This window comes from Fluviibacterium sp. S390, assembly GCF_049800695.1.
GTDB lineage: Bacteria > Pseudomonadota > Alphaproteobacteria > Rhodobacterales > Rhodobacteraceae > Meridianimarinicoccus.
Genome location: NZ_JBNAFN010000009.1, coordinates 128,508 through 147,253, shown reverse-complemented (window position 1 = coordinate 147,253; position 18,746 = coordinate 128,508). Strand labels below are relative to the sequence as shown.

Here is an 18,746-nt window from a genome sequence, read left to right as displayed (position 1 = left end):
CCAGCCATCATCCTCGCGAAAACACCTTTGTCACTCCACCGCTTCCAGCGGTTGTACAAGGTCTTGTGCGGACCGTATGCGGCGGGCGCATCCCGCCAACGTAAGCCATTGCGGTTGATGAAGATAATTCCGCTCAACACGCGCCGATCATCGACGCGGGGCTTGCCGTGAGACTTGGGAAAGAAAGGCGCAAGCCGCGCCATCTGCGCGTCGCTAAGCCAGAAGAGATCAGACATGTCACCGCTCGTTTTTCGAACGGTGAATCACGCTGATCGCCGGAAATCAATGGGTCCTGAGCCTAAGGTTTTCTGTTCCTCTTGTTTCAGCAGCAATGGCAGGAAACCCAGGCGCGTGGTCTTTGCCTTTCGAGATCGAAGAAGTTGATAGTGATGCTGCCAATGATGACGATGAAGACCAAGCAGAAGATTTTTCAGAAGATTCTATCCAGTAGACATCTCGCACAAAGAAACAGGTAAATATCTATGCCAAGCACCCATTCAGAAGTGACGATGAGGTCCAGCCTTGACGAGAGAAAGCCTTACATTGGAATGCTTCCGCGCGGAAGACGCCGATTAATGGGAATCTTGACATGGGCAGCCACACTTTTTCTGGCCTATAAAGCCGTTAACTCGGATTCATTCGCCAACTTGGTCTATATGGCAATATACTAGCGCCATCTCTGGCAACGCCAACCGACAAAAATGTGTTCTATAAGAGGCTGCTTTACCTCGAATTGATTCACCACCACAACACAAGAAACATGCGTCTAGTTGATCTTCAATTCAGTTTGTAGGTTTCGGACAACCAGCCCAGCATTGCACATCCGCGCCGTCCCGTCACCCTGTGCGCCCGGGCCAGCCTTCGCTCTGGACGCGGGCGTGGGACTGGGCCAAACCCTGTGCATGGCGAAATCCCTTTCCTTTCACTGCTCCGACTGCGGGGCGAGCTTCAGCAAATGGTCCGGGCACTGCGATGGCTGCGGGGCGTGGAATACCATCGTCGAGGAAAAACCGCTGTCCACCGGTCCCGGCAAGGGACTGGGCGGCAAGCGCGGGCGCAGCGTGCCGCTGGTCGATCTGGACACCGAGGAAGCGCCGCCGCCGCGCACCCAGTCGCAGGTCGCGGAACTGGACCGGGTGCTGGGCGGCGGGCTGGTTCCGGCCTCGGCCACGCTGGTGGGCGGTGATCCGGGCATCGGCAAATCGACGCTGCTGCTGCAGGCGGCGGCGGCCTTTGCCCGGCGCGGCCTGTCCTGTGTCTATGTCTCGGGCGAGGAAGCCACCGCCCAGGTGCGGATGCGCGCCCGCCGTCTGGGACTGGGCAAGGCGAACGTGCGTCTGGCCGCCGAAACCGGGCTGCGCGATATCCTGACCACGCTGGAGGCGGAAAAGCCCGACCTTGTGATTGTCGATTCGATCCAGACCATGTGGCTCGACACCGTCGACAGCGCCCCCGGCTCGGTCAGCCAGGTTCGGGCGGCGGCGCACGAATTGACCAGCTTTGCCAAACGCCACGGTGTCGCCGTCATTCTGGTCGGCCATGTCACCAAGGAAGGCCAGATCGCCGGGCCGCGCGTGGTCGAGCATATGGTCGACACGGTGCTGTATTTCGAAGGCGAGCGCGGCCACCAGTTCCGCATCCTGCGCGCCGTCAAGAACCGCTTCGGACCCGCCGACGAGATCGGCGTCTTCGAGATGACCGGCAAGGGGCTGGCGCAGGTGCCCAACCCCTCGGCCTTGTTCCTGCAGGATCGCGGCGAACCGGCGGCAGGCTCGGCCGTGTTTGCCGGGATCGAAGGCACGCGACCGGTCCTGTGCGAGTTTCAGGCGCTGATCGCACCCGCCCCCCACGGCACCCCGCGCCGGTCGGTGGTGGGCTGGGATGGCGGGCGGCTGGCGATGATTCTGGCTGTGCTCGAATCCCGCTGTGGCATCCCCTTTGCCGGGCTGGACGTCTATCTGAACGTGGCCGGCGGGCTGCGGGTGGCGGAACCTGCTGCCGATCTGGCCGTCGCCGCCGCGCTTCTGTCGGCGCGCGAGGACGTGGCATTGCCGCCGGAAACCGTGGTTTTCGGGGAAATCAGTCTCTCTGGGGCCATACGTCCGGTGACACAGACCGAAAACAGGTTGAAAGAAGCCCTGAAACTTGGTTTTTCCAAGGCTATCGTGCCGGGCGGCGGCAAGCGGCTGGCAGACAGCGGCGTCGCACTGCGCCCGATGGCGGATCTGACCGGGTTCGTCGGCGATGTTTTCGGAGCCGGATAGCGGCAAGAGGGAGTAACGGTATGGACGGGTTCACCATTGTCGACGGGGTCGTGGCCGCCGTTATCGTCGTCTCTGCCATACTGGCCTATTCCCGCGGCTTCGTGCGCGAGGCCATGGCGATTGTCGGCTGGGTTGCCGCCGCGATCGTGGCCTTTCTGTTTGCCGGGCAGGCCGAACCACTGATCAAGGAAATCCCCTATGTGGGCGACTTCCTGCGCAGTTCGTGCGAATTGTCGATCATCGCCGCTTTCGCCGCGGTCTTCGCGCTGGCGCTGGTGGTGGTGTCGCTGTTCACGCCACTGTTTTCCACCGTCGTCCAACGTTCGGCCCTGGGCGGGCTGGACCAGGCAGCGGGCTTCGTCTTTGGCGCCCTGCGCGGCATCCTTCTGGTGGCGGTGGCACTGGTGGTCTACGACCGCGTGGTGGTCGCGCAGGAAATCCCCATGGTCGACGACAGCCGCACCGCACGGGTCTTTTCCGGCATGCGCGAAGACGTGGACGGAATGATTCCCGAGGACGCGCCGGGCTGGATTCTGATGCGCTATGAACAGCTTGTCGGAAGCTGTGGCGTGGATGCGTGATATTCGGGCATCTTGCGAACTGTCTTGTCTGTGATCCTTTCGTGACACCCGGCACCAATCGGTTTAAACGACGCCCATTGTTCAACGGAATCGGAGCCAGCGCCGAGATGCGTGACGAACCTTCGACCGGGACCGAAGGGCAGACGCCCTTGTCCCGAGATATCGAATTTCCTGCCCACCCTTTTGACCCGGTTGATGGCGACAAGCTTCGGGAAGAATGCGGTGTGTTCGGCGTGGTCGGTCTGGCCGACGCAGCGAATTTCGTGGCTTTGGGGCTGCACGCCCTGCAGCACCGCGGTCAGGAAGCCGGCGGCATCGTCTGCCATCACCCGGTAGAGGGCTTCAACAGCGCCCGCCGCTTCGGCTATGTGCGCGACAACTTCACTAAGGCGTCATTGATGGAAACCCTGCCGGGGCCACTGGCCATCGGCCATGTGCGCTATTCGACGGCCGGCTCCAAGGGCGCGGTGATCCGCGATGTGCAGCCGTTCTTCGGCGAGTTTTCCATGGGCGGCGCGGCGATTGCCCACAATGGCAACATCACCAACGCCGAAGCCCTGCGCAAGGAACTGATCGAGCGCGGCTCGATCTTCCAGTCCTCCTCGGACAGCGAATGCATCATTCACCTGATGGCACGCTCGTTGCAGCGCAACATCCCCGAACGCATGGAAGATGCCCTGCGCCGGGTCGAAGGTGCCTTCTCGATCGTGGCGATGACCCGCACCAAGCTGATCGGCGTGCGTGATCCCATGGGCGTGCGGCCGCTGGTTCTGGGCAAGGTCGGCGAGGGCTGGGTGCTGTCGTCGGAAACCTGCGCGCTGGACATCATCGGCGCCGAACTGGTGCGCGAGATCGCCCCCGGCGAAATGGTGGTCATCACCGCAGAAAACGGCGTGGAAAGCCATTTCCCCTTCCGCCAGCGCCCATCGAAGTTCTGTGTCTTCGAGCATGTCTATTTCTCGCGTCCCGATTCGATCATCGGCGGCCAGTCGGTCTATGAGACCCGCCGCCAGATCGGCGTGGAACTGGCCCGCGAAAACCCGGTCGATGCCGATCTGGTCTGCGCGGTGCCCGACAGCGGCACGCCCGCGGCCATCGGCTATAGCCAGGAAAGCGGCATTCCCTTCGCCATGGGGATCGTGCGCAACCAGTACATGGGCCGCACCTTCATCGAACCGACCGAGCAGATCCGCAACATGGGGGTGCGTCTGAAGCTGAACGTCAACCGCGCCCTGATCGCGGGCAAGCGGGTTATCCTGGTCGATGATTCGGTGGTGCGCGGCACGACCTCGCGCAAGATCAAGGAAATGGTCCTGGATGCCGGCGCCGCCGAGGTGCATTTCCGCATCGCCTCGCCGCCCACCGCCTGGCCGTGTTTCTACGGCGTGGACACCCCGCAGCGCGAAAAGCTGCTGGCGGCGACCATGAGCGAAGAGGAAATGACCCGGCATCTGCAGGTGGACAGTCTGAAGTTCATCTCGCTGGACGGACTCTATCGCGCCGTGGGCGAGACCTCGGGCCGCGACAACGCCTGCCCGCAGTATTGCGACGCCTGCTTCTCGGGCGACTACCCGGTGCGCCCGGCGGACATGATCGCCAAGGGCTTTGAACTGAAGGCCGCCGAGTAGCTTCGCAAGGGTTCGCAAACGGCAAAAGGGGGCGCTCCCGCCCTGTGTCGATGCAATGCATCTTCCCCGGTTGGGCCGGGCGCGGCGGCGCCGCGCGGTCGGTTCCGCACGGCACGCGATGCGCGGGGATGTCGATGGCGGATATTCCGCTCAGAGGCCCTAAGGGGCCCATGTGCCCCTGCGGCCCCTGCCCTGGGATCGTCACCGTGCCCCCGCCTCAAGGCCAAGCCGATCTGCGATCGGGCACCTGCGGCGCGCCCTGACCCAAGCTCAAAGAGGCTGCGACATGTGGTTGGTCTTGCGCTTGCCCGGCGGCGGGGGCAAATGGGGGGCATGGAACACCACAGTGATCTCAAGCCGGTGCTGGTCACCGGCGCCTCGCGGGGGCTGGGCGCCGCCCTTGCTCTGGAACTGGCCAAGCGCGGTCATCATGTCATCGCCGTGGCCCGCACCGTGGGCGGGCTGGAAGAGCTGGACGACAAGATCAAGGCCGCGGGCGGTGCGGCGACCCTGGCGCCGCTGGATGTGACCAATGACGGCGCCATGCAGCATCTGTGCCGGTCGATCCACGACCGCTGGGGCGGGCTGGACATCTGGGTGCACACCGCCCTGCACGCCGCACCGCTGAGCCCGGCGCATTTCATCACCACCAAGGACTGGGACCGCAGTCTCGCCGTCAATGTCGACGCCACCCGCCGCCTGATCTGCTATGTCAGCCCGCTGCTGGGCGAGACCGGCAAGGCGCTGTTCTTCGACGATCCGCGGGCCGGACAAAAGTTCTTCGGAGCCTATGGCGCCACCAAGGCGGCGCAAATGGCGCTGGCGCACTCCTGGGCGGCCGAAACCCCGAAGACCGGCCCGCAGGTGCGCATCGTGACACCGCCGCCGCTGGCCACCGCGACCCGGGCCCGGTTCTTCCCCGGCGAGGATCGTGCTGGGCTGACGCCGCCCGCGCAGGCAGCCATGGATATCCTGGCTGAAATCTGAGGCCGCGTGACCACGCCTGCGCCCGGTCGGACCGCCCCGAACGCGCGACGGCTTTACCCGGCAGCGGCCTTCCCCTAAGCACAGGGTGCGTTTCCCCGACGCGTCCGGTTTCTGGAGTCTTCGCATGCGTATCCTTGTCACCAATGATGACGGCATCAACGCCCCTGGCCTGCAAGTGATGGAAGCCATCGCCGCCGAAATCGCCGGACCGCAGGGCGAGGTCTGGGTGGTGGCACCGGCGTTCGAGCAATCCGGGGTCGGACACAAGATTTCCTATACCCATCCCACGATGATCGCGCAGATGGGTCCGCGCCGCTTCGCCGCCGAAGGTTCGCCCGCCGATTGCGTGCTGGCGGGCATCTACGACGTGATGGCCGGGGCCGGGCCGGAACTGGTGCTGTCGGGCGTGAACCGGGGCAACAACGCGGGCGAGAACGTGCTGTATTCCGGCACCATCGGCGCCGCGATGGAGGCGGCTCTGCAAGGGCTGCCCGCCGTCGCCCTGTCGCAATTCTATGGCCCCGAGAACGCGGAACTGGACGATCCGTTCGACGCCGCCGCACAGCATGGCGCCGCCACCGTGCGCGCGCTTCTGAACAACGGCCTGTGGGACGACGCGGCCTACCGGCTGTTCTACAACGTCAATTTCCCGCCCCTGCCCGCTGCCAGGGTCAAGGGGATGAAGGTCGCCGCACAGGGTTTCCGCCCCAACACAAGGTTCTCGGTCGAGCCGCACCAGGCCCCCTCGGGCCGCCGGTTCCTGTGGGCCAAAGGCGGACCGCAGGCGGTAGAAACCGGCGCGGGCACCGATGTGTCGGCCAACATCGCGGGCCATATCTCGGTCACGCCGCTGCGCGCCGATCTGACCGCCCATGACACCCTGGGCGCGCTGAGGGATCGGCTGGAATGACCGGCGCGGACGAGCGCATCCTGCAATTCATCTACACCCTGCGCAGCAAGGGGGTAACCGATCCGCGCGTGCTGACCGCGATGGAGCGCACCGACCGTTCGGTCTTTTTGCGCGGCACCTTCGCCCATCGTGCCTATGAGGACATGCCGCTGCCGATCCCCTGCGGGCAGACGATCTCGCAGCCTTCGGTGGTGGCCGCCATGACCCAGGCGCTGAAGGTGGGCCCGCGCGATACGGTGCTGGAGATCGGCACCGGTTCGGGCTACCAGGCCGCCGTGCTGGCACGCATGGCGCGGCGGGTCTATACGGTCGAGCGGCATCGCCACCTGGCCGAGGACGCCAAGGCCCGGTTTCGCGACCTTGATCTGTCCAATGTCACGGTGTTTGTCGGCGATGGATCGCACGGGCTTCCCGCGCAGGCGCCCTTTGACCGCATCCTGGTGACTGCGGCCGCCGAGGATCCTCCCGGCCCGCTCTTGGCGCAACTGCGCGAGGGCGGTATCATGGTGGTGCCCGTGGGGCAGTCCGACGCGGTGCAGACGCTGATCAAGGTGACCCGCACCCCCGAGGGTCTTGAGTACGACGAACTTGGCCCGGTGCGGTTCGTGCCGCTGGTCGAAGGACTTGGTGAAGACTGAACGCGCCCGCACCAGAACGGGGCGGTTCCAGAGGATACGAGCATGATCAAGGTCACCACGGCCCGACACTTCACGCGATTGACCGCCACGCTGCTGCTGTGCGCGGGACTTGGCGCTTGCAGCACCCTGTCGGTGCCCGGCGCCGGCGACGTTCTGAACAACGGTTCGGCCACGACGCCAACCGCGCCACGCCCGGCGCCCGATGCGCGCGGCGTCATCTCTTATCCCGGCTATCAGGTCGCCGTGGCCCGCAATGGCGACACGGTCGCCAGCATCGCCCAGCGTCTGGGGCTGGATGCCACGGCGCTGGCCCGCAAGAACGGCCTGCCCGAGACCGCCGAGCTTGATCCGGGCGAGATCGTGATCCTGTCCAGCCGTGTGCCCGAAAGCGCATCTGGCAGCGTCGATGTGGCCACGCTGGCCGGTTCCGCGCTGGACCGGGCCGAGGGCAAACCGGCGGCGCAAAGTTCCTCGATCACCGCCGCCGGTCCGGAACCGCGCCGCCACACGGTGGTTGCGGGCGAAACCGCCTTCTCGATCGCCCGCAGCTACAATGTGTCGGCGCAGGCGCTGTCGGACTGGAACGGGCTGGATTCGAACCTGACGGTGCGCGTCGGGCAGATCCTGCTGATCCCGCCCGCCACCGGCCCGGCGCCGCAGCCTGAGGCCAATGCCGTGGCCACCCCCGGCAGCGGCAGCCCCACCCCGGTGCCGCCCAGTGCCGCGACCCCGCAGCCCGAAAAGGACCTGGCCCCGGTGGCCAGCGCCCCGATTGCCACCAGCAGTGTGGACAGCACCCCGGCCCCGGCAGCGCAGCAGCAGACCTCGGCCTCGGACACCGCCGCACTTCTGCAACCGGTGACCGGGCGGATCATCCGAGGCTATGCTCCGGGCAAGAACGAAGGGCTGGATTTCGGCACCGCCGCCGGCGCCTCGGTGCGGGCCGCCGATGCGGGCACCGTGGCCGCCATCACCCGCGACACCGACGAGGTGCCGATCCTGGTGTTGCGCCACGACAGCAACCTGCTGACGGTCTATGCCAATGTCGATGACATCGTGGTGGAAAAGGGCACCCGCGTGACCCGCGGCCAGAAGATCGCCAAGGTCCGCGACGGCGACCAGCCCTTCCTGCATTTCGAGGTGCGCAAGGGCTTCGAAAGCGTCGATCCGGTGCCGTATCTGTCCAATTGAGTCCTCGCGGCGCCGGGCAGGTGCCGCGCCAGAGGCACGCCGACGCAGCACCATGGGACAGTTGACGGCTGCTCCCGGTTTCAGCCAGTGCGCGAACCTGCGACTGCGTTTCATTCTAAGGTGATGTTTTTATTTGACATTTCCAGAACGCCGCGAGATACAGCGCGCATCGGGGAGTAGCGTCCGCCACCACGGCGGAGGCGCGTCAACATGCTCGCGGAGAGACCGCGTGGCGCGCCTGATCCATGGGATTTCGCGAGACTGTGGCGTAATGGCTCTGCGGGCGGAGTCCATCCAACGCCCGGATCAGCCCCGAGGAACCGTTACATGTCCCCGACTGCCATCGGCGTGCTTGCCGTCTCTATGTCCATGGATGCTTTCGTCGCTTCGCTGGGACAGGGCACATCCGAGCCGCGTCCCAGTTTCGCAATGACCCTGCGGACCGGGGTGATCTTCGGCCTGGTCGAGGCGCTCACCCCGCTGATCGGCTGGGCGGCAGGCATGGCGGCAGCCCGGCACATCGCTGTGATCGATCACTGGATCGCCTTCCTCCTGCTGGCCGGGGTCGGCGCGCATATGGCGCTGCAAGCCTGGCGCGACACCGAACACACCCCGCGAATCCGGTCCGTCTGGGCGACGGTGGTGACCGCGATGGGCACCTCGGTCGACGCGATGGCGGTCGGGGTCTCGCTCTCGTTTCTGCAGGTGAACATCCTTTGGATCGCCCTCGCGATCGGCGCGACCACCATGGTGATGAGTTCGACGGGGGTGCTTCTAGGCCGGTTGATCGGCGCGCGGTTCGGACGCATCGCCGAAACCCTGGGCGGGGTCGCCCTTGTTGCTATCGGCACGACGATCCTGTGGCAGCATCTGTCCGGCGCGGCCTGAGCCGTCGCCCGCAGGTCAGCGCCACGCCCTTGCGACCCGCCAGATCGGTGACGAATTGCCAGGCCACCCGGCCCGAGCGCGCGCCGCGCGTGGCTTGCCATTCGATGGCCTCGGCCCGCAGCGTGTCGTCGTCGATAGCAATGCCAAAAGCATCGCAATAGCCCCGGATCATGGACAGGTATTCGTCCTGGCTGCACGGGTGGAACCCCAGCCACAGGCCGAAGCGATCAGACAGCGAGACCTTTTCCTCGGTAGCCTCGCTGGGATTGATCGCCGACGAGCGTTCGTTCTCGATCATGTCGCGCGGCATCAGGTGGCGCCGGTTCGAGGTGGCATAGAACACCACGTTCGACGGCCGCCCCTCGATCCCGCCATCCAGCACCGCTTTCAGGCTCTTGTAATGCTCGTCATCATGGCTGAACGACAGGTCATCGCAGAACAGCACGAAGCGCGCGTCCGAGCCGCGCAGGATCGCCATAAGACGGGTGATGCTGGGCAGATCCTCGCGCTGGACCTCGACGATCTTCAGGTCATGGCCCTGGGTGCGCACCTCGGCATGGACCGCCTTGACCAGCGAGGATTTCCCCATCCCCCGCGCGCCCCAGAGCAGCGCGTTGTTGGCGGGCAGGCCGCGGGCGAATTGCAGGGTGTTGGCCAGCAGGGTGTCGCGCGACCGGTCGATGCCCTGCAGCAGCGGCAGCGCCACGCGGGCGACCTTGGCGACCGGCACCAGCCGGTCTGGCGCCACGTGCCAGACGAAAGCCTCGGCGGACAGGTCGGGCACAGCCCCCGGCGGCGGGCTCATCCGCTCCAGCGCGGCGGCGATGCGGGTCAGCGCGGCCTTCTTGCTCATGACCGCGCGCCGTCTTCCGGGGCTGCGTCGGCGTCGTCCTCGTCGTCCCACAGGCCCTGCGCCCGCAAGTCCGCCTCGCGGCGTTTCTCGACGTGTTTGACCAGTTGGATCGAGATCTCGTACAGCCCGTAGACCACCGTGAACAGGATCACCTGGGTGATGACATCGGGCGGCGTGACCAAGGCTGCCAGCACCAGGATGCCCACAACCGCGTATTTGCGCATGTCCTTCAGGCCGCGCGCCGAAACCAGCCCGGCCTTGCCCATCAGTGTCAACAGCACCGGCAGTTGGAAGCACAGGCCGAAGGCGAAGATGAACTTCAGCGACAGGTCGAGGCTTTCACGCACCGAGCCCAGGAAGACGGTCTTCAGTTCTTCGTTCGGGTCGGGCGCCGAGAAATCGCCCTGACCCGCCACCAGATTGGCCAGCGCCGGAATGGCGTCGGAAAACCCGATGAAGAAGTTCATCGCCAGCGGGGTGACCACGTAATGGGCAAAGGCCGCGCCCAGCAGGAACAGCACCGGCGAGGCGATCATGAACGGCAGGAAGGCGTCCTTTTCGGACCGGTACAGCCCCGGTGCCACGAATCGCCACAGCTGGTGGGCGATGACCGGGAACGACAGGGCAAAGCCGCCGATCAGCGAGATCCGGATCAAGACAAAGAACTTTTCCTGCGGCGCGGTAAAGATCAGCCGGGGATCCTCGCCTCGGGCGCGCAGCACATCGGCGATGGGTTCGGACAGGAATTCAAGCAGCGGCTCTGCCACGATGAAGCACAGGACCATGCCCACGAGAAACGCGATGACCGAGCGGATCAGCCGTGTGCGCAGCTCCGCAAGATGTTCGATCAGCGGGGCCGAGGTGTCTTCGATCTGGTCGTCTGTCATGCGGGTTTGGTGTCCGTCGTCTCATCGGCCGCAGCAACCGCAGGCGTTTCTTCGGGGGGGGTCGCGGTGTCCGCGGGCGGCGTCTTGGGCGTTCCGGTCGCGGCGGGCTTCTTCGCGCCAGACGACTTTGCGGCCGGCGTGTCCGCCAACGGGTCGTCGGGAAGCTCCAGATCCTTGGCCGCCTTGTTGATCGCGTCCAGTCCGAATTGCTTGGGGTTGGTCGCGGCCTTCAGGCTGGTCTGGATATCCTTGACCCCGGCCTGATCGGCAGCGTCATCCATCGCGCGGGAAAACTCGCGCGCCATGGCCTTGGCCTTGCCGGTGAATTCGCCCATGCGGCGGAACAGGATCGGCAGATCCTTGGGCCCCACCACGATCAGCGCCACGATCCCGACAACCAATAGCTCGGTCCAGCCGATGTCAAACATGCGTCACACGTCCCGCTCGGGCCACCGGCCCTCAGACCTTGTCTTTTTCCGTCTCGGGGGTGATGTCGCGGGCCACGGTGTCATCCGCGTTCTCGATCTCTTCCGAGCCATCTTTCACGCCGCGCTTGAAGGCGGTGATGCCCTTGCCGACTTCGCCCATCAGGGACGAGATCTTGCCGCGTCCGAACAGGACCAGTACCACGACGGCAATCAGCAGCAGGCCGGGCAGGCCGATATTGTTCAGCATTTGTCAGTCTCCCTTGGCACCCGGTCGTTTCGGGCGCCCTTCTTGTGATGGATCGTGTCTAAATAAGATAGGCACGGGATCAAAGCCCCAAAACCCCCCGCAAGGGCTTTTCCCATCACGATGTCGCAGGGCGCGGACGGCAGAGCCGGGTCAAGGCGCGCCGCAGGCGCCCGCGCAACGCGCGGCCTGGCCTTGAGGCGGCTCTGGCGGCCCTCACCCTTGAACCGGCGCTTTCAGGGCAGACTTGGCCCTGAAACGCCTCTCAGCACTGTCATGACAGCCGCCATCCAAGGCCACCCCCTGCCCCGGATCACGCCCGCGCGGCGCAGCCGCGCCGGGCCCAACCGGCGCCCCGGCTGTGCCGGGGCAGAGGGCGGGAGCCCCCCTTTCGGGTCAGCTCTCCGCGTGGGCCGGGAAGACGTGACAGCGATCGCGGCGCATCATCAGCCACAGCGGCGTGCCGGCATTGGGCAGGAACACCCCCGGCACCACCGCCGACAGATGGGTGCCATCGAATTCCATCTCGAATTCCACAAGGCTTTCGCGGCCCAGATAGCGCGCCCGCACCACCGATCCGCGCGCCGGAACGCCATTGACCGGGGTCGGCGCCGGCCCGTGCCCGTTGCGGTCGAAGTCCAGCTTCAGGTGCTGCGGACGGATGATGATTTCCACTTTCGAGCCATCGGCATGCCCGGGGGCGAGGAACTCGCCAAAGGCGGTACGGGTCAGCCCGCCCGTCACCGTGCCCCGGATCACGTTGACATCGGAAAAGAACGCCGCCGCGGCCTTGTCCACCGGGGCGTTGTACAGGTTGTAGGGCACCCCCTGCTGCACGATCCGCCCGTCGCGCATCAGCGCGATGCGGTCGGCCATGCGCATGGCCTCTTCCGGCTCGTGGGTCACCATGACCACCGCGGTGCCTTCTTCCTTCAGCAGCGCCAGGGTTTCGTCGCGGATGCCGTCGCGCAGCCGGTTGTCCAGCCCCGAGAACGGCTCGTCCATCAGCATCACCAGCGGCCGGGGCGCCAGCGCGCGGGCCAGCGCCACCCGCTGCTGCTCGCCGCCCGACAACTCGTGCGGATAGCTGTCGATGTGCTGCGCCAGATGCACCCGGTCCAGCAGTTCCTTGACGCGGGCGTGCTTGTCATCCCTGCTGCCGCGCAGCCCGAAGGCCACGTTGGCGGCCACGGACAAATGCGGGAACAGCGCGAAATCCTGAAACATCAGCCCGACCGACCGCCCCTCGGGCGGCACCGAGACCAGCGGCCCCTCGACCTCGACCCCGTCGACGCGGATCACCCCGCGCTCGGGCGTCTCGACACCGGCCAGCATCCGCAGGGTGGTTGACTTGCCGCAGCCCGACGGCCCCAGCAGGCACAGAATCTCACCGGCATTCAGGCTCAGCGAGACATCATTGACCACCGCGCGGCCCGCGAACCGGCGATACAGCCCCTCGGCTTCAAGCCTTTGATGCACTGCTGTCATGGATGCGAAATCCGATCAAAACCCTCAAGAGCCCTTCGGCTAGCACCCCGCCTTCCCCTTCGCAACCCCGCCGCATTGCCGCGCCGCGGGGCTGTTTCAGGGACGCGAGGCCGCCGTCAGATGGTGGCGTTGATTGCGCCGCCGTCCAGCACGATGTTCTGGCCGACGATGAACCCGGAATGCTGCGAGCACAGGAAGGCGCACATGGCGCCGAATTCACCGGCGGTGCCATACCTGCGCGCCGGGATGGTCGCCTCGCGTTTCTTGCGGGCGGCCTCCATGTCGATGCCTTCGGCCTTGCTGACCCCGCTGTCCAGCGATTGCGCGCGGTCGGTGGCGTGGATGCCCGGCAGCATGTTGTTGATCGTCACCCCGTGCTGGGCGACCTGCCGCGCGGTGCCCGCCACGAATCCAGTCAGCCCGGCGCGCGCGGTGTTGGACAGGCCCAGCTGCGGGATCGGCGCCTTGACCGAACCGGAGGTGATGTTGACCACCCGGCCCCAGCCCCGATCGATCATGCCCGGCAGGGCGGCTTGCATCAGTGCGATGGGCGCCAGCATGTTGGCATCCACGGCGGCAATGAAATCATCGCGGGTCCAGTCCGACCACAGGCCCGGCGGCGGCCCCCCGGCATTGGTCACAAGGATGTCAATCTGCCCGGCCACGTCCAGAACCTCGGCGCGGCCCGCTTCGTCGGTGATGTCGGCGGCCACCGCGATGACCTCGACGCCATGGGCCGCGCGGATCGCCGCTGCCGTGGCCTCCAGCGCTTCGGCGCCGCGCGCGTTCAGCACCAGGTTCACGCCGGCCGCGGCCAGCGCCTCGGCACAGCCGCGCCCCAGCCCTTTCGAGCTTGCCGTGACCAGTGCCCGTTTGCCCGCAATTCCCAGATCCATGGTGTCGCACTCCTTCATGATGTCGCCCTACAGGTAGCAGCCCTGCGCAGCGGTGCAACACACAGCTGACCCCGATTGCCCCGGGCAGGGGTAGCCACCGCCCCCAAATCGGTGGCGGGCAGGACAACGACAAGGATGGCGTGGCCTGCCGGGACTGAAGTCTGCGGACCCGCGGCTTTCTTGGGCTGGATCAAACCTATTCCAATCCCCGCACCCGCAATCTGTTCGGCGGCGGATCGACGGCGGTGCCCCTGCCCGGTGCCGGTCTAGGTCTGTTGACGGCGCTTGGGCTGCTGGGTTGGCGCGGGCGGCGGCGGCGGCAACAACCGCCGTCAGAACCCGCCGTTGCGCCGCAATTTCCGATAGACCTCCCGCGCGCGGGGTTCCCGGCGCTCGGCCCAGCCCTTGATGCAGCGGTCGCCCAGCAGATCTTCGGAGAAATCCAGTGTCCCGGCGATCCCTGCAAGGGTCTGGCGCGCTTCGGGGGTCAGGGCGTCCAAATCCGGGGTTTCGATCAGGCGGATGTAAAGTTCCCAGAACATCGCGGCTTGCGAATAGGCCAGATGGCGCGGCCCTGCGCCCTCCAGGGCGGCGATCCCGCTCAGATAGCCCTGCACCGAGGCCAGACGTTCCTCGACCGAGCGCGAGAACGACAGATGCGCCCCGCCCTCGGCCTGGCGGATCCAGCGATAGGTGATGTCCTTGGTCAGCGAGATGCCGCGCGCCACCGCGAACACCTGTTGCAGGAACAGCCGGTCCTCGCCCAGCCGCAGGGAACTGTCGAACCGCAGGTCGTGGCGCACAAGAAGGTGGCGGTCGATGAGTGTGTTGGCGGCAGAGTACAGAAAGACCAGACTGGGCATCTGGGCATAGCTGACGCTATACACCTCGGGCTGGTGGTACTGGTCCATCTGGTTGATCTGGCTGTGACCGTCGGGCGTGCAGAACAAATGTGCGCCGCGCGACACCTCGGCATCGGTTTCCAACAGCAGGTTCAGCAGCCGTTCCAGCGCGGTTTCTTCGACGTAGTCGTCGCCATCGGCGAAATAGACATAGCGCCCCTGCGCCGCATCCAGCCCCTGGTTTCGGCGTGCGGATGGCCCCAGATTGCGCCCATCCTGAGACACCTTCAGCCGGGGATCTTTCCGACAGTGGGATGTAATGATGCTGACGGTTTCGTCTTGCGATCCGTCATCCAGAAACAGCACTTCGAAATTGGGCTCGGTCTGGGCGCGAAGCGAGTCGATCAACCGCTCGACGAATGCGGCCTCGTTGTAGCAACTCACGATGACGGATATCAGCGGCTGACCTTGCCTCAGCGCAGGCATGTTCAGGTTTCGGGCCGTGGCATCGGTTGGTTGACCCGTCCCGCCGTCATTCGAAGCGGCCGGCGCCTGCGCCGCATGCGCCGTCGCAGCAAGACGCGAAACCTGCGCGGTCAGACCGTCCAGCTTGTTCCCCAGCGCACCCAGCATATCCCAGGTGAAGGGCTCCAACTCGCGGGGCTCGAAGGGAACCGGCGGCGGCAGGCCGCTGTCGTCACGATCCACCACATAGACCGACAGGTTCTCATAGCGGGCGATCAGCACCGGGGCTTTCCAGCCTTCCAGCGCGCCCAACATGTCTTTCAGCGGGGCATGGAAATAGACGATGGGGCTTTGCGGCACCGGGTGGTCGTAGCCCGAAATCACGATCCGCTTGCTGGCGGCGCGGGCCAGCGTGTCGATCAGTTTCTCGGCGGCTTGCGCCGAGGGCGCGTGGATCAGAACCTCGAAACACAGGGCAGCCTCGGCCACGGATCCGCCGGAGACATCCAGCGGCGCCTGCCGAAACTCCCAGTCCGGGCGCTTTTCCCGCCCCAGTTCAAGCGCACGCGGCGCCTCGTCCACCCCGATATAGCGGCTGAAGTTCAGCTGGCGGACGACCTCAAGATCGCCGCAGCCGATATCCACCACCGACAGGCCCGGTGCGACCACGTTGCGGTTCAGAAGCTCGCGCTTGATGCTTTGAAACACACCGCGCGAGCCGACGCCACTGCCCAGTTCGGGATTGGTCCGATACCGGTAGTCCCAGAAATACCCGTTGTGATGCAAGCGCCGGATCTCGGCGCTCAGATCGGCAATCTCCTGCGCGTCGAGATCGGGAAACTGCGCCGGTTGAATCTGACCCGAAGGGCCCAGCAGTTGCGGCAGGGACTGCACACCGTCCGGAATATCCCCCTGCCCCGTGCCCGCCACGTCGCAGACCAGACGGCGTCCGCCCCCTTCAATCACGAAACCCGCATCCAGCGTCACCGGGCGGGTCAGCATCACGATGGGCGCCCCAGATATGGTGATCCCGCCGGCATCGGCAGCGGCGGTCGCGTCCGCGACCAACTTCACTTGCGCGTCCTTGGCCAGAGGCCAGTTTTTCTGCGCATCCTCCCGCAAGGCGGGATCGGGGATCACCACTTCGATCCGGGTCACGGATCCTGTCAGAAACCGGCGCAAGGCCGTGATGCTGACGGTGGCCAGATAGAGATCACCGGCCCCCTGCGTGATCTCGAACCGGAGCGTGACCGGAAGCGGGGTATCCGTCATGACTTGGGTTTCTTTCCCTTGATCCGATGGCGCAGGTTGCGTTCGAAATCGCGCAGGAACTTCGGCGTGCGGGATTTTCTGGCCTTGCTGACCGTGCCATCGCGGGGCTTCAGCACCTCGATCACCAGCCCGTCCAACTCGGTGCCGAAGGGCGTGGGCACCCGCGCCTCATGGGTCAGGACAAGGTTCTGCTTTTCCAGCAGGCGGATCACCTTGGCCCCCGTTTCGGCCCCCTCGCTGCCCGGCTGCAGGGCATCGGACCGTTTTGCAGTTGCAGCCAGAACAATCCCCCGTCCACCCGGCACCAGATTGCGCGCAACCTGTTGCAAGCCCGTGCCCGTCTGTTCGTCATCGCCAAAACCGGAGAACACGAACAGGAAGTCTACCGGCTTGAGCTTGGCGACGGCCCGCTTGGATGCGGCACTGTCCGCGGTCAGGACAAGGTTCGCGGCTGAAACAAGCGTTGCGCCGCGCAAGGCAACGGCCATGGTAAACGCACAATCCGGACCGCCGCCGACCACCGCGACACGCGCGGCATCAAGGCACGATGGCAACCGCGAAAGAGCGTCCAGTTCGGCCCCGAACCGCGCCGGAATGGTCGCCCTGTCCCCGTGCAGATAGTGCAGCAGGCGTGTGGCCTCGGGCCGCGACAGGTCCAGCAGGTCGGATTCCGGCAGCCCGGCGCGTTTCAGCGCCAGGTACACGGGGCGGCCGGTATACTGGCCAAGATGCAGGACATCGCGAAACAGCCCGTCACGGCGCAACAGATCCGCCAGATCGCCTTGATCCGACGAACGCGGCTCGCCCAACAGCAACAGTTTGTCGCCGGTCAGCTCCGCCAGCATCCGCACCGCCTGATCCGGCGCGTCGAACCCTGCTGCGTATTCGGCGAAGTCCAGGCACAGCACCAGATCCCCTGGCGCATCCGCGGCGCCCGTGGTGAAACGGGCCTCTGGCAGGCGCTGTCCGGCGACCTCGACCATCCGGGCGCGCCGGTCGAACCCGCGATAGCTGCGCGGGGTCAGGCCCTCCAGATGCGCCGCCGATCCGCAACAGACATCCGTCACGGTCTCGGCGGTTTCGATCCCCGCTGCCTGCAACAGCGTTTTCAATTGTGGCGCGTTCCTTGTGGTCATCGAAACCCCTGTCTCCAGCGACCGCCACGAACGGAAGCGCTTGTCTTCCCCCGGGTCCCAGTCCGTTTCCAGCCCGAGCGCGGACAGCCGGGCGTTCACCCGCATCACATCCCTGTCGATGGCCCGGATTCCACTGAGGCCAAGCAGACCCTTGTCGTCGAGATTGTTGTGGAAATGGATCGCCAGCGCCGGTTCGACGCTGGCATTCCGGCTTTCCGGATGCAGAAAATGGGTGGGAAAATTGAACCGCTCGTCCAGGCAATGGGCATGCAGCTTCAGATCGCGCAGGGCCAGGTAAAAGGAAATCTGGTCCACATGATGCGCGTGTTGCTCAAGGATTTTTGCCGTGCGCGGATCGCCCAAAAGACGCAGCGCCCAGTCCTGCCAGGCCGCGCCGAACTCTGCACAGAGGGCCACCGGCAGGGCATACAGCCCGCCATTGAAGTACCCCAGCGGCAGCGCGTGATGAAACAGCGAGTCATGCGCCAGCGCCTCGGGCGGGGCGACCTTGAACGCCTCCATCAGGGCGCGGATCTTGTCCAGCGGCGGGTTGGGGAAATCGGCGGTCTTGCCCAGGGCAAAACGCCCGCTGACCTGCCGGGCCTGCACCGCTTCGGCCGCAAGAGCTGCGCCGAACCGCCCCGTGGCAGCAATATCGCAGTCGTTCATCACGAGGATGTCGGCGCCGAAGTCCGCCGGGCTGAGCGGCTGCACCAGCTTGTTGCAGTACTTGCCATCACCGAAACGCGCCACCGGGACGATGTTGACCCCGCGCGCCGCAAGCTGCGGCAGGACATCCAGATCGGTCTCGACCGTGTGGACGAAAATTCTCTCGGGCGCGATGTTTTCAAGGTCCAGCAAACAGGTGACCCAGATCAGCGCCGACCGTTCGATCACCGGATTGCGATCCACGACACAGGAAAAGGCCAGGCTGGGCGCGGTGCCTTTGGCTTGCAAATCCTGCCTGGTGTCCAGCTCTTCCACGGCACATCCGATCGTCATGTTTTTGACACGTTTTCAGCATCTTGTCAGATACGGCCCAGGACCGCACTGCGGCATTGGCTCGCAATTCCCACCTCTGCTGAGTATCGTGTTTACGCAATTTGGGAAAGTGGGTAACTTGTCGGGATACCCGCCAGAACGGCCCC

The 18,746-nt window shown here is 65.6% G+C and carries 17 protein-coding genes and 1 riboswitch; of the genes, 8 read left to right on the top strand and 9 right to left on the bottom strand.

The window, feature by feature from the left end; translation table 11 throughout:
• Window positions 1–236 (bottom strand): transposase (locus ACP15K_RS09780; protein WP_424990003.1); only part of this gene is annotated, 236 nt, incomplete at its 3' end.
• 666 nt (window positions 237–902) lie between these two features.
• On the opposite strand from ACP15K_RS09780, the gene radA reads away from it, so the two are divergent.
• The 8 genes from radA to ACP15K_RS09740 all read left to right on the top strand — a co-directional run bounded on the left by radA (window position 903) and on the right by ACP15K_RS09740 (window position 9,087).
• Window positions 903–2,264 (top strand): DNA repair protein RadA, encoded by a 1,362-nt coding sequence (gene radA / locus ACP15K_RS09775; protein ID WP_193141915.1) that lies wholly within the window; start codon window positions 903–905, stop codon window positions 2,262–2,264.
• A 20-nt stretch (window positions 2,265–2,284) separates the two neighbouring features.
• Entirely contained in the window at window positions 2,285–2,845 is a 561-nt protein-coding gene (locus ACP15K_RS09770) for a CvpA family protein (RefSeq protein WP_424990400.1), read from the top strand.
• Window positions 2,846–2,952: 107 nt separating this feature from the next.
• The gene (gene purF / locus ACP15K_RS09765) at window positions 2,953–4,473 is read left to right on the top strand and encodes an amidophosphoribosyltransferase (RefSeq protein WP_193141734.1); all 1,521 of its coding nucleotides are present in this window, start codon (window positions 2,953–2,955) and stop codon (window positions 4,471–4,473) included.
• Between the two features lie 333 nt (window positions 4,474–4,806).
• Window positions 4,807–5,460 carry an SDR family NAD(P)-dependent oxidoreductase gene (locus ACP15K_RS09760; RefSeq protein ID WP_193141735.1) on the top strand — a complete coding sequence of 218 codons (654 nt, stop codon included), beginning with the start codon at window positions 4,807–4,809 and terminating at the stop codon, window positions 5,458–5,460.
• Window positions 5,461–5,584: 124 nt separating this feature from the next.
• The gene (gene surE / locus ACP15K_RS09755; protein ID WP_424990399.1) at window positions 5,585–6,370 is read left to right on the top strand and encodes a 5'/3'-nucleotidase SurE; all 786 of its coding nucleotides are present in this window, start codon (window positions 5,585–5,587) and stop codon (window positions 6,368–6,370) included.
• Window positions 6,367–7,008 (top strand): protein-L-isoaspartate(D-aspartate) O-methyltransferase, encoded by a 642-nt coding sequence (locus tag ACP15K_RS09750; RefSeq protein ID WP_424990398.1) that lies wholly within the window; start codon window positions 6,367–6,369, stop codon window positions 7,006–7,008. Before surE ends, ACP15K_RS09750 begins: the two co-directional genes overlap by 4 nt.
• 42 nt (window positions 7,009–7,050) lie before the next feature.
• Complete coding sequence (locus ACP15K_RS09745) at window positions 7,051–8,199, top strand: LysM peptidoglycan-binding domain-containing protein (RefSeq protein WP_193141738.1); 1,149 nt, start codon at window positions 7,051–7,053, stop codon at window positions 8,197–8,199.
• 159 nt (window positions 8,200–8,358) lie between these two features.
• A riboswitch (yybP-ykoY riboswitch) is annotated at window positions 8,359–8,521 on the top strand.
• Between the two features lie 5 nt (window positions 8,522–8,526).
• Window positions 8,527–9,087, top strand: coding sequence for a manganese efflux pump MntP family protein (locus ACP15K_RS09740; protein ID WP_424990397.1), 561 nt, complete (start codon window positions 8,527–8,529; stop codon window positions 9,085–9,087).
• Here the strand turns inward: ACP15K_RS09740 and ACP15K_RS09735 are convergent.
• The 8 genes from ACP15K_RS09735 to ACP15K_RS09700 all read right to left on the bottom strand — a co-directional run bounded on the left by ACP15K_RS09735 (window position 9,041) and on the right by ACP15K_RS09700 (window position 18,600).
• Window positions 9,041–9,940, bottom strand: coding sequence for an ATP-binding protein (locus tag ACP15K_RS09735; RefSeq protein WP_193141740.1), 900 nt, complete (start codon window positions 9,938–9,940; stop codon window positions 9,041–9,043). The two genes, ACP15K_RS09740 and ACP15K_RS09735, sit on opposite strands and share 47 nt — an antisense overlap.
• The gene (tatC, locus tag ACP15K_RS09730) at window positions 9,937–10,827 is read right to left on the bottom strand and encodes a twin-arginine translocase subunit TatC (RefSeq protein ID WP_193141741.1); all 891 of its coding nucleotides are present in this window, start codon (window positions 10,825–10,827) and stop codon (window positions 9,937–9,939) included. Before tatC ends, ACP15K_RS09735 begins: the two co-directional genes overlap by 4 nt.
• Window positions 10,824–11,255, bottom strand: coding sequence for a Sec-independent protein translocase protein TatB (tatB, locus tag ACP15K_RS09725; RefSeq protein ID WP_193141742.1), 432 nt, complete (start codon window positions 11,253–11,255; stop codon window positions 10,824–10,826). The genes tatC and tatB overlap by 4 nt, the downstream gene beginning before the upstream one ends.
• Window positions 11,256–11,286: 31 nt before the next feature.
• The gene (locus ACP15K_RS09720; protein ID WP_193141743.1) at window positions 11,287–11,502 is read right to left on the bottom strand and encodes a twin-arginine translocase TatA/TatE family subunit; all 216 of its coding nucleotides are present in this window, start codon (window positions 11,500–11,502) and stop codon (window positions 11,287–11,289) included.
• Window positions 11,503–11,895: 393 nt separating this feature from the next.
• Window positions 11,896–12,987, bottom strand: a complete 1,092-nt coding sequence (locus ACP15K_RS09715) for an ABC transporter ATP-binding protein (RefSeq protein ID WP_193141744.1) — start codon at window positions 12,985–12,987, stop codon at window positions 11,896–11,898.
• A 116-nt stretch (window positions 12,988–13,103) separates the two neighbouring features.
• On the bottom strand, window positions 13,104–13,883 hold the full coding sequence (locus tag ACP15K_RS09710; protein WP_424990396.1) for an SDR family oxidoreductase: 780 nt from the start codon (window positions 13,881–13,883) through the stop codon (window positions 13,104–13,106).
• Window positions 13,884–14,215: 332 nt separating this feature from the next.
• A complete protein-coding gene (locus ACP15K_RS09705; RefSeq protein ID WP_424990395.1) occupies window positions 14,216–16,462 on the bottom strand; it encodes a glycosyltransferase in 2,247 nt (748 codons plus the stop codon).
• Complete coding sequence (locus ACP15K_RS09700; protein WP_424990394.1) at window positions 16,459–18,600, bottom strand: hypothetical protein; 2,142 nt, start codon at window positions 18,598–18,600, stop codon at window positions 16,459–16,461. The genes ACP15K_RS09705 and ACP15K_RS09700 overlap by 4 nt, the downstream gene beginning before the upstream one ends.
• Between the last annotated feature and the right edge of the window lie 146 nt (window positions 18,601–18,746).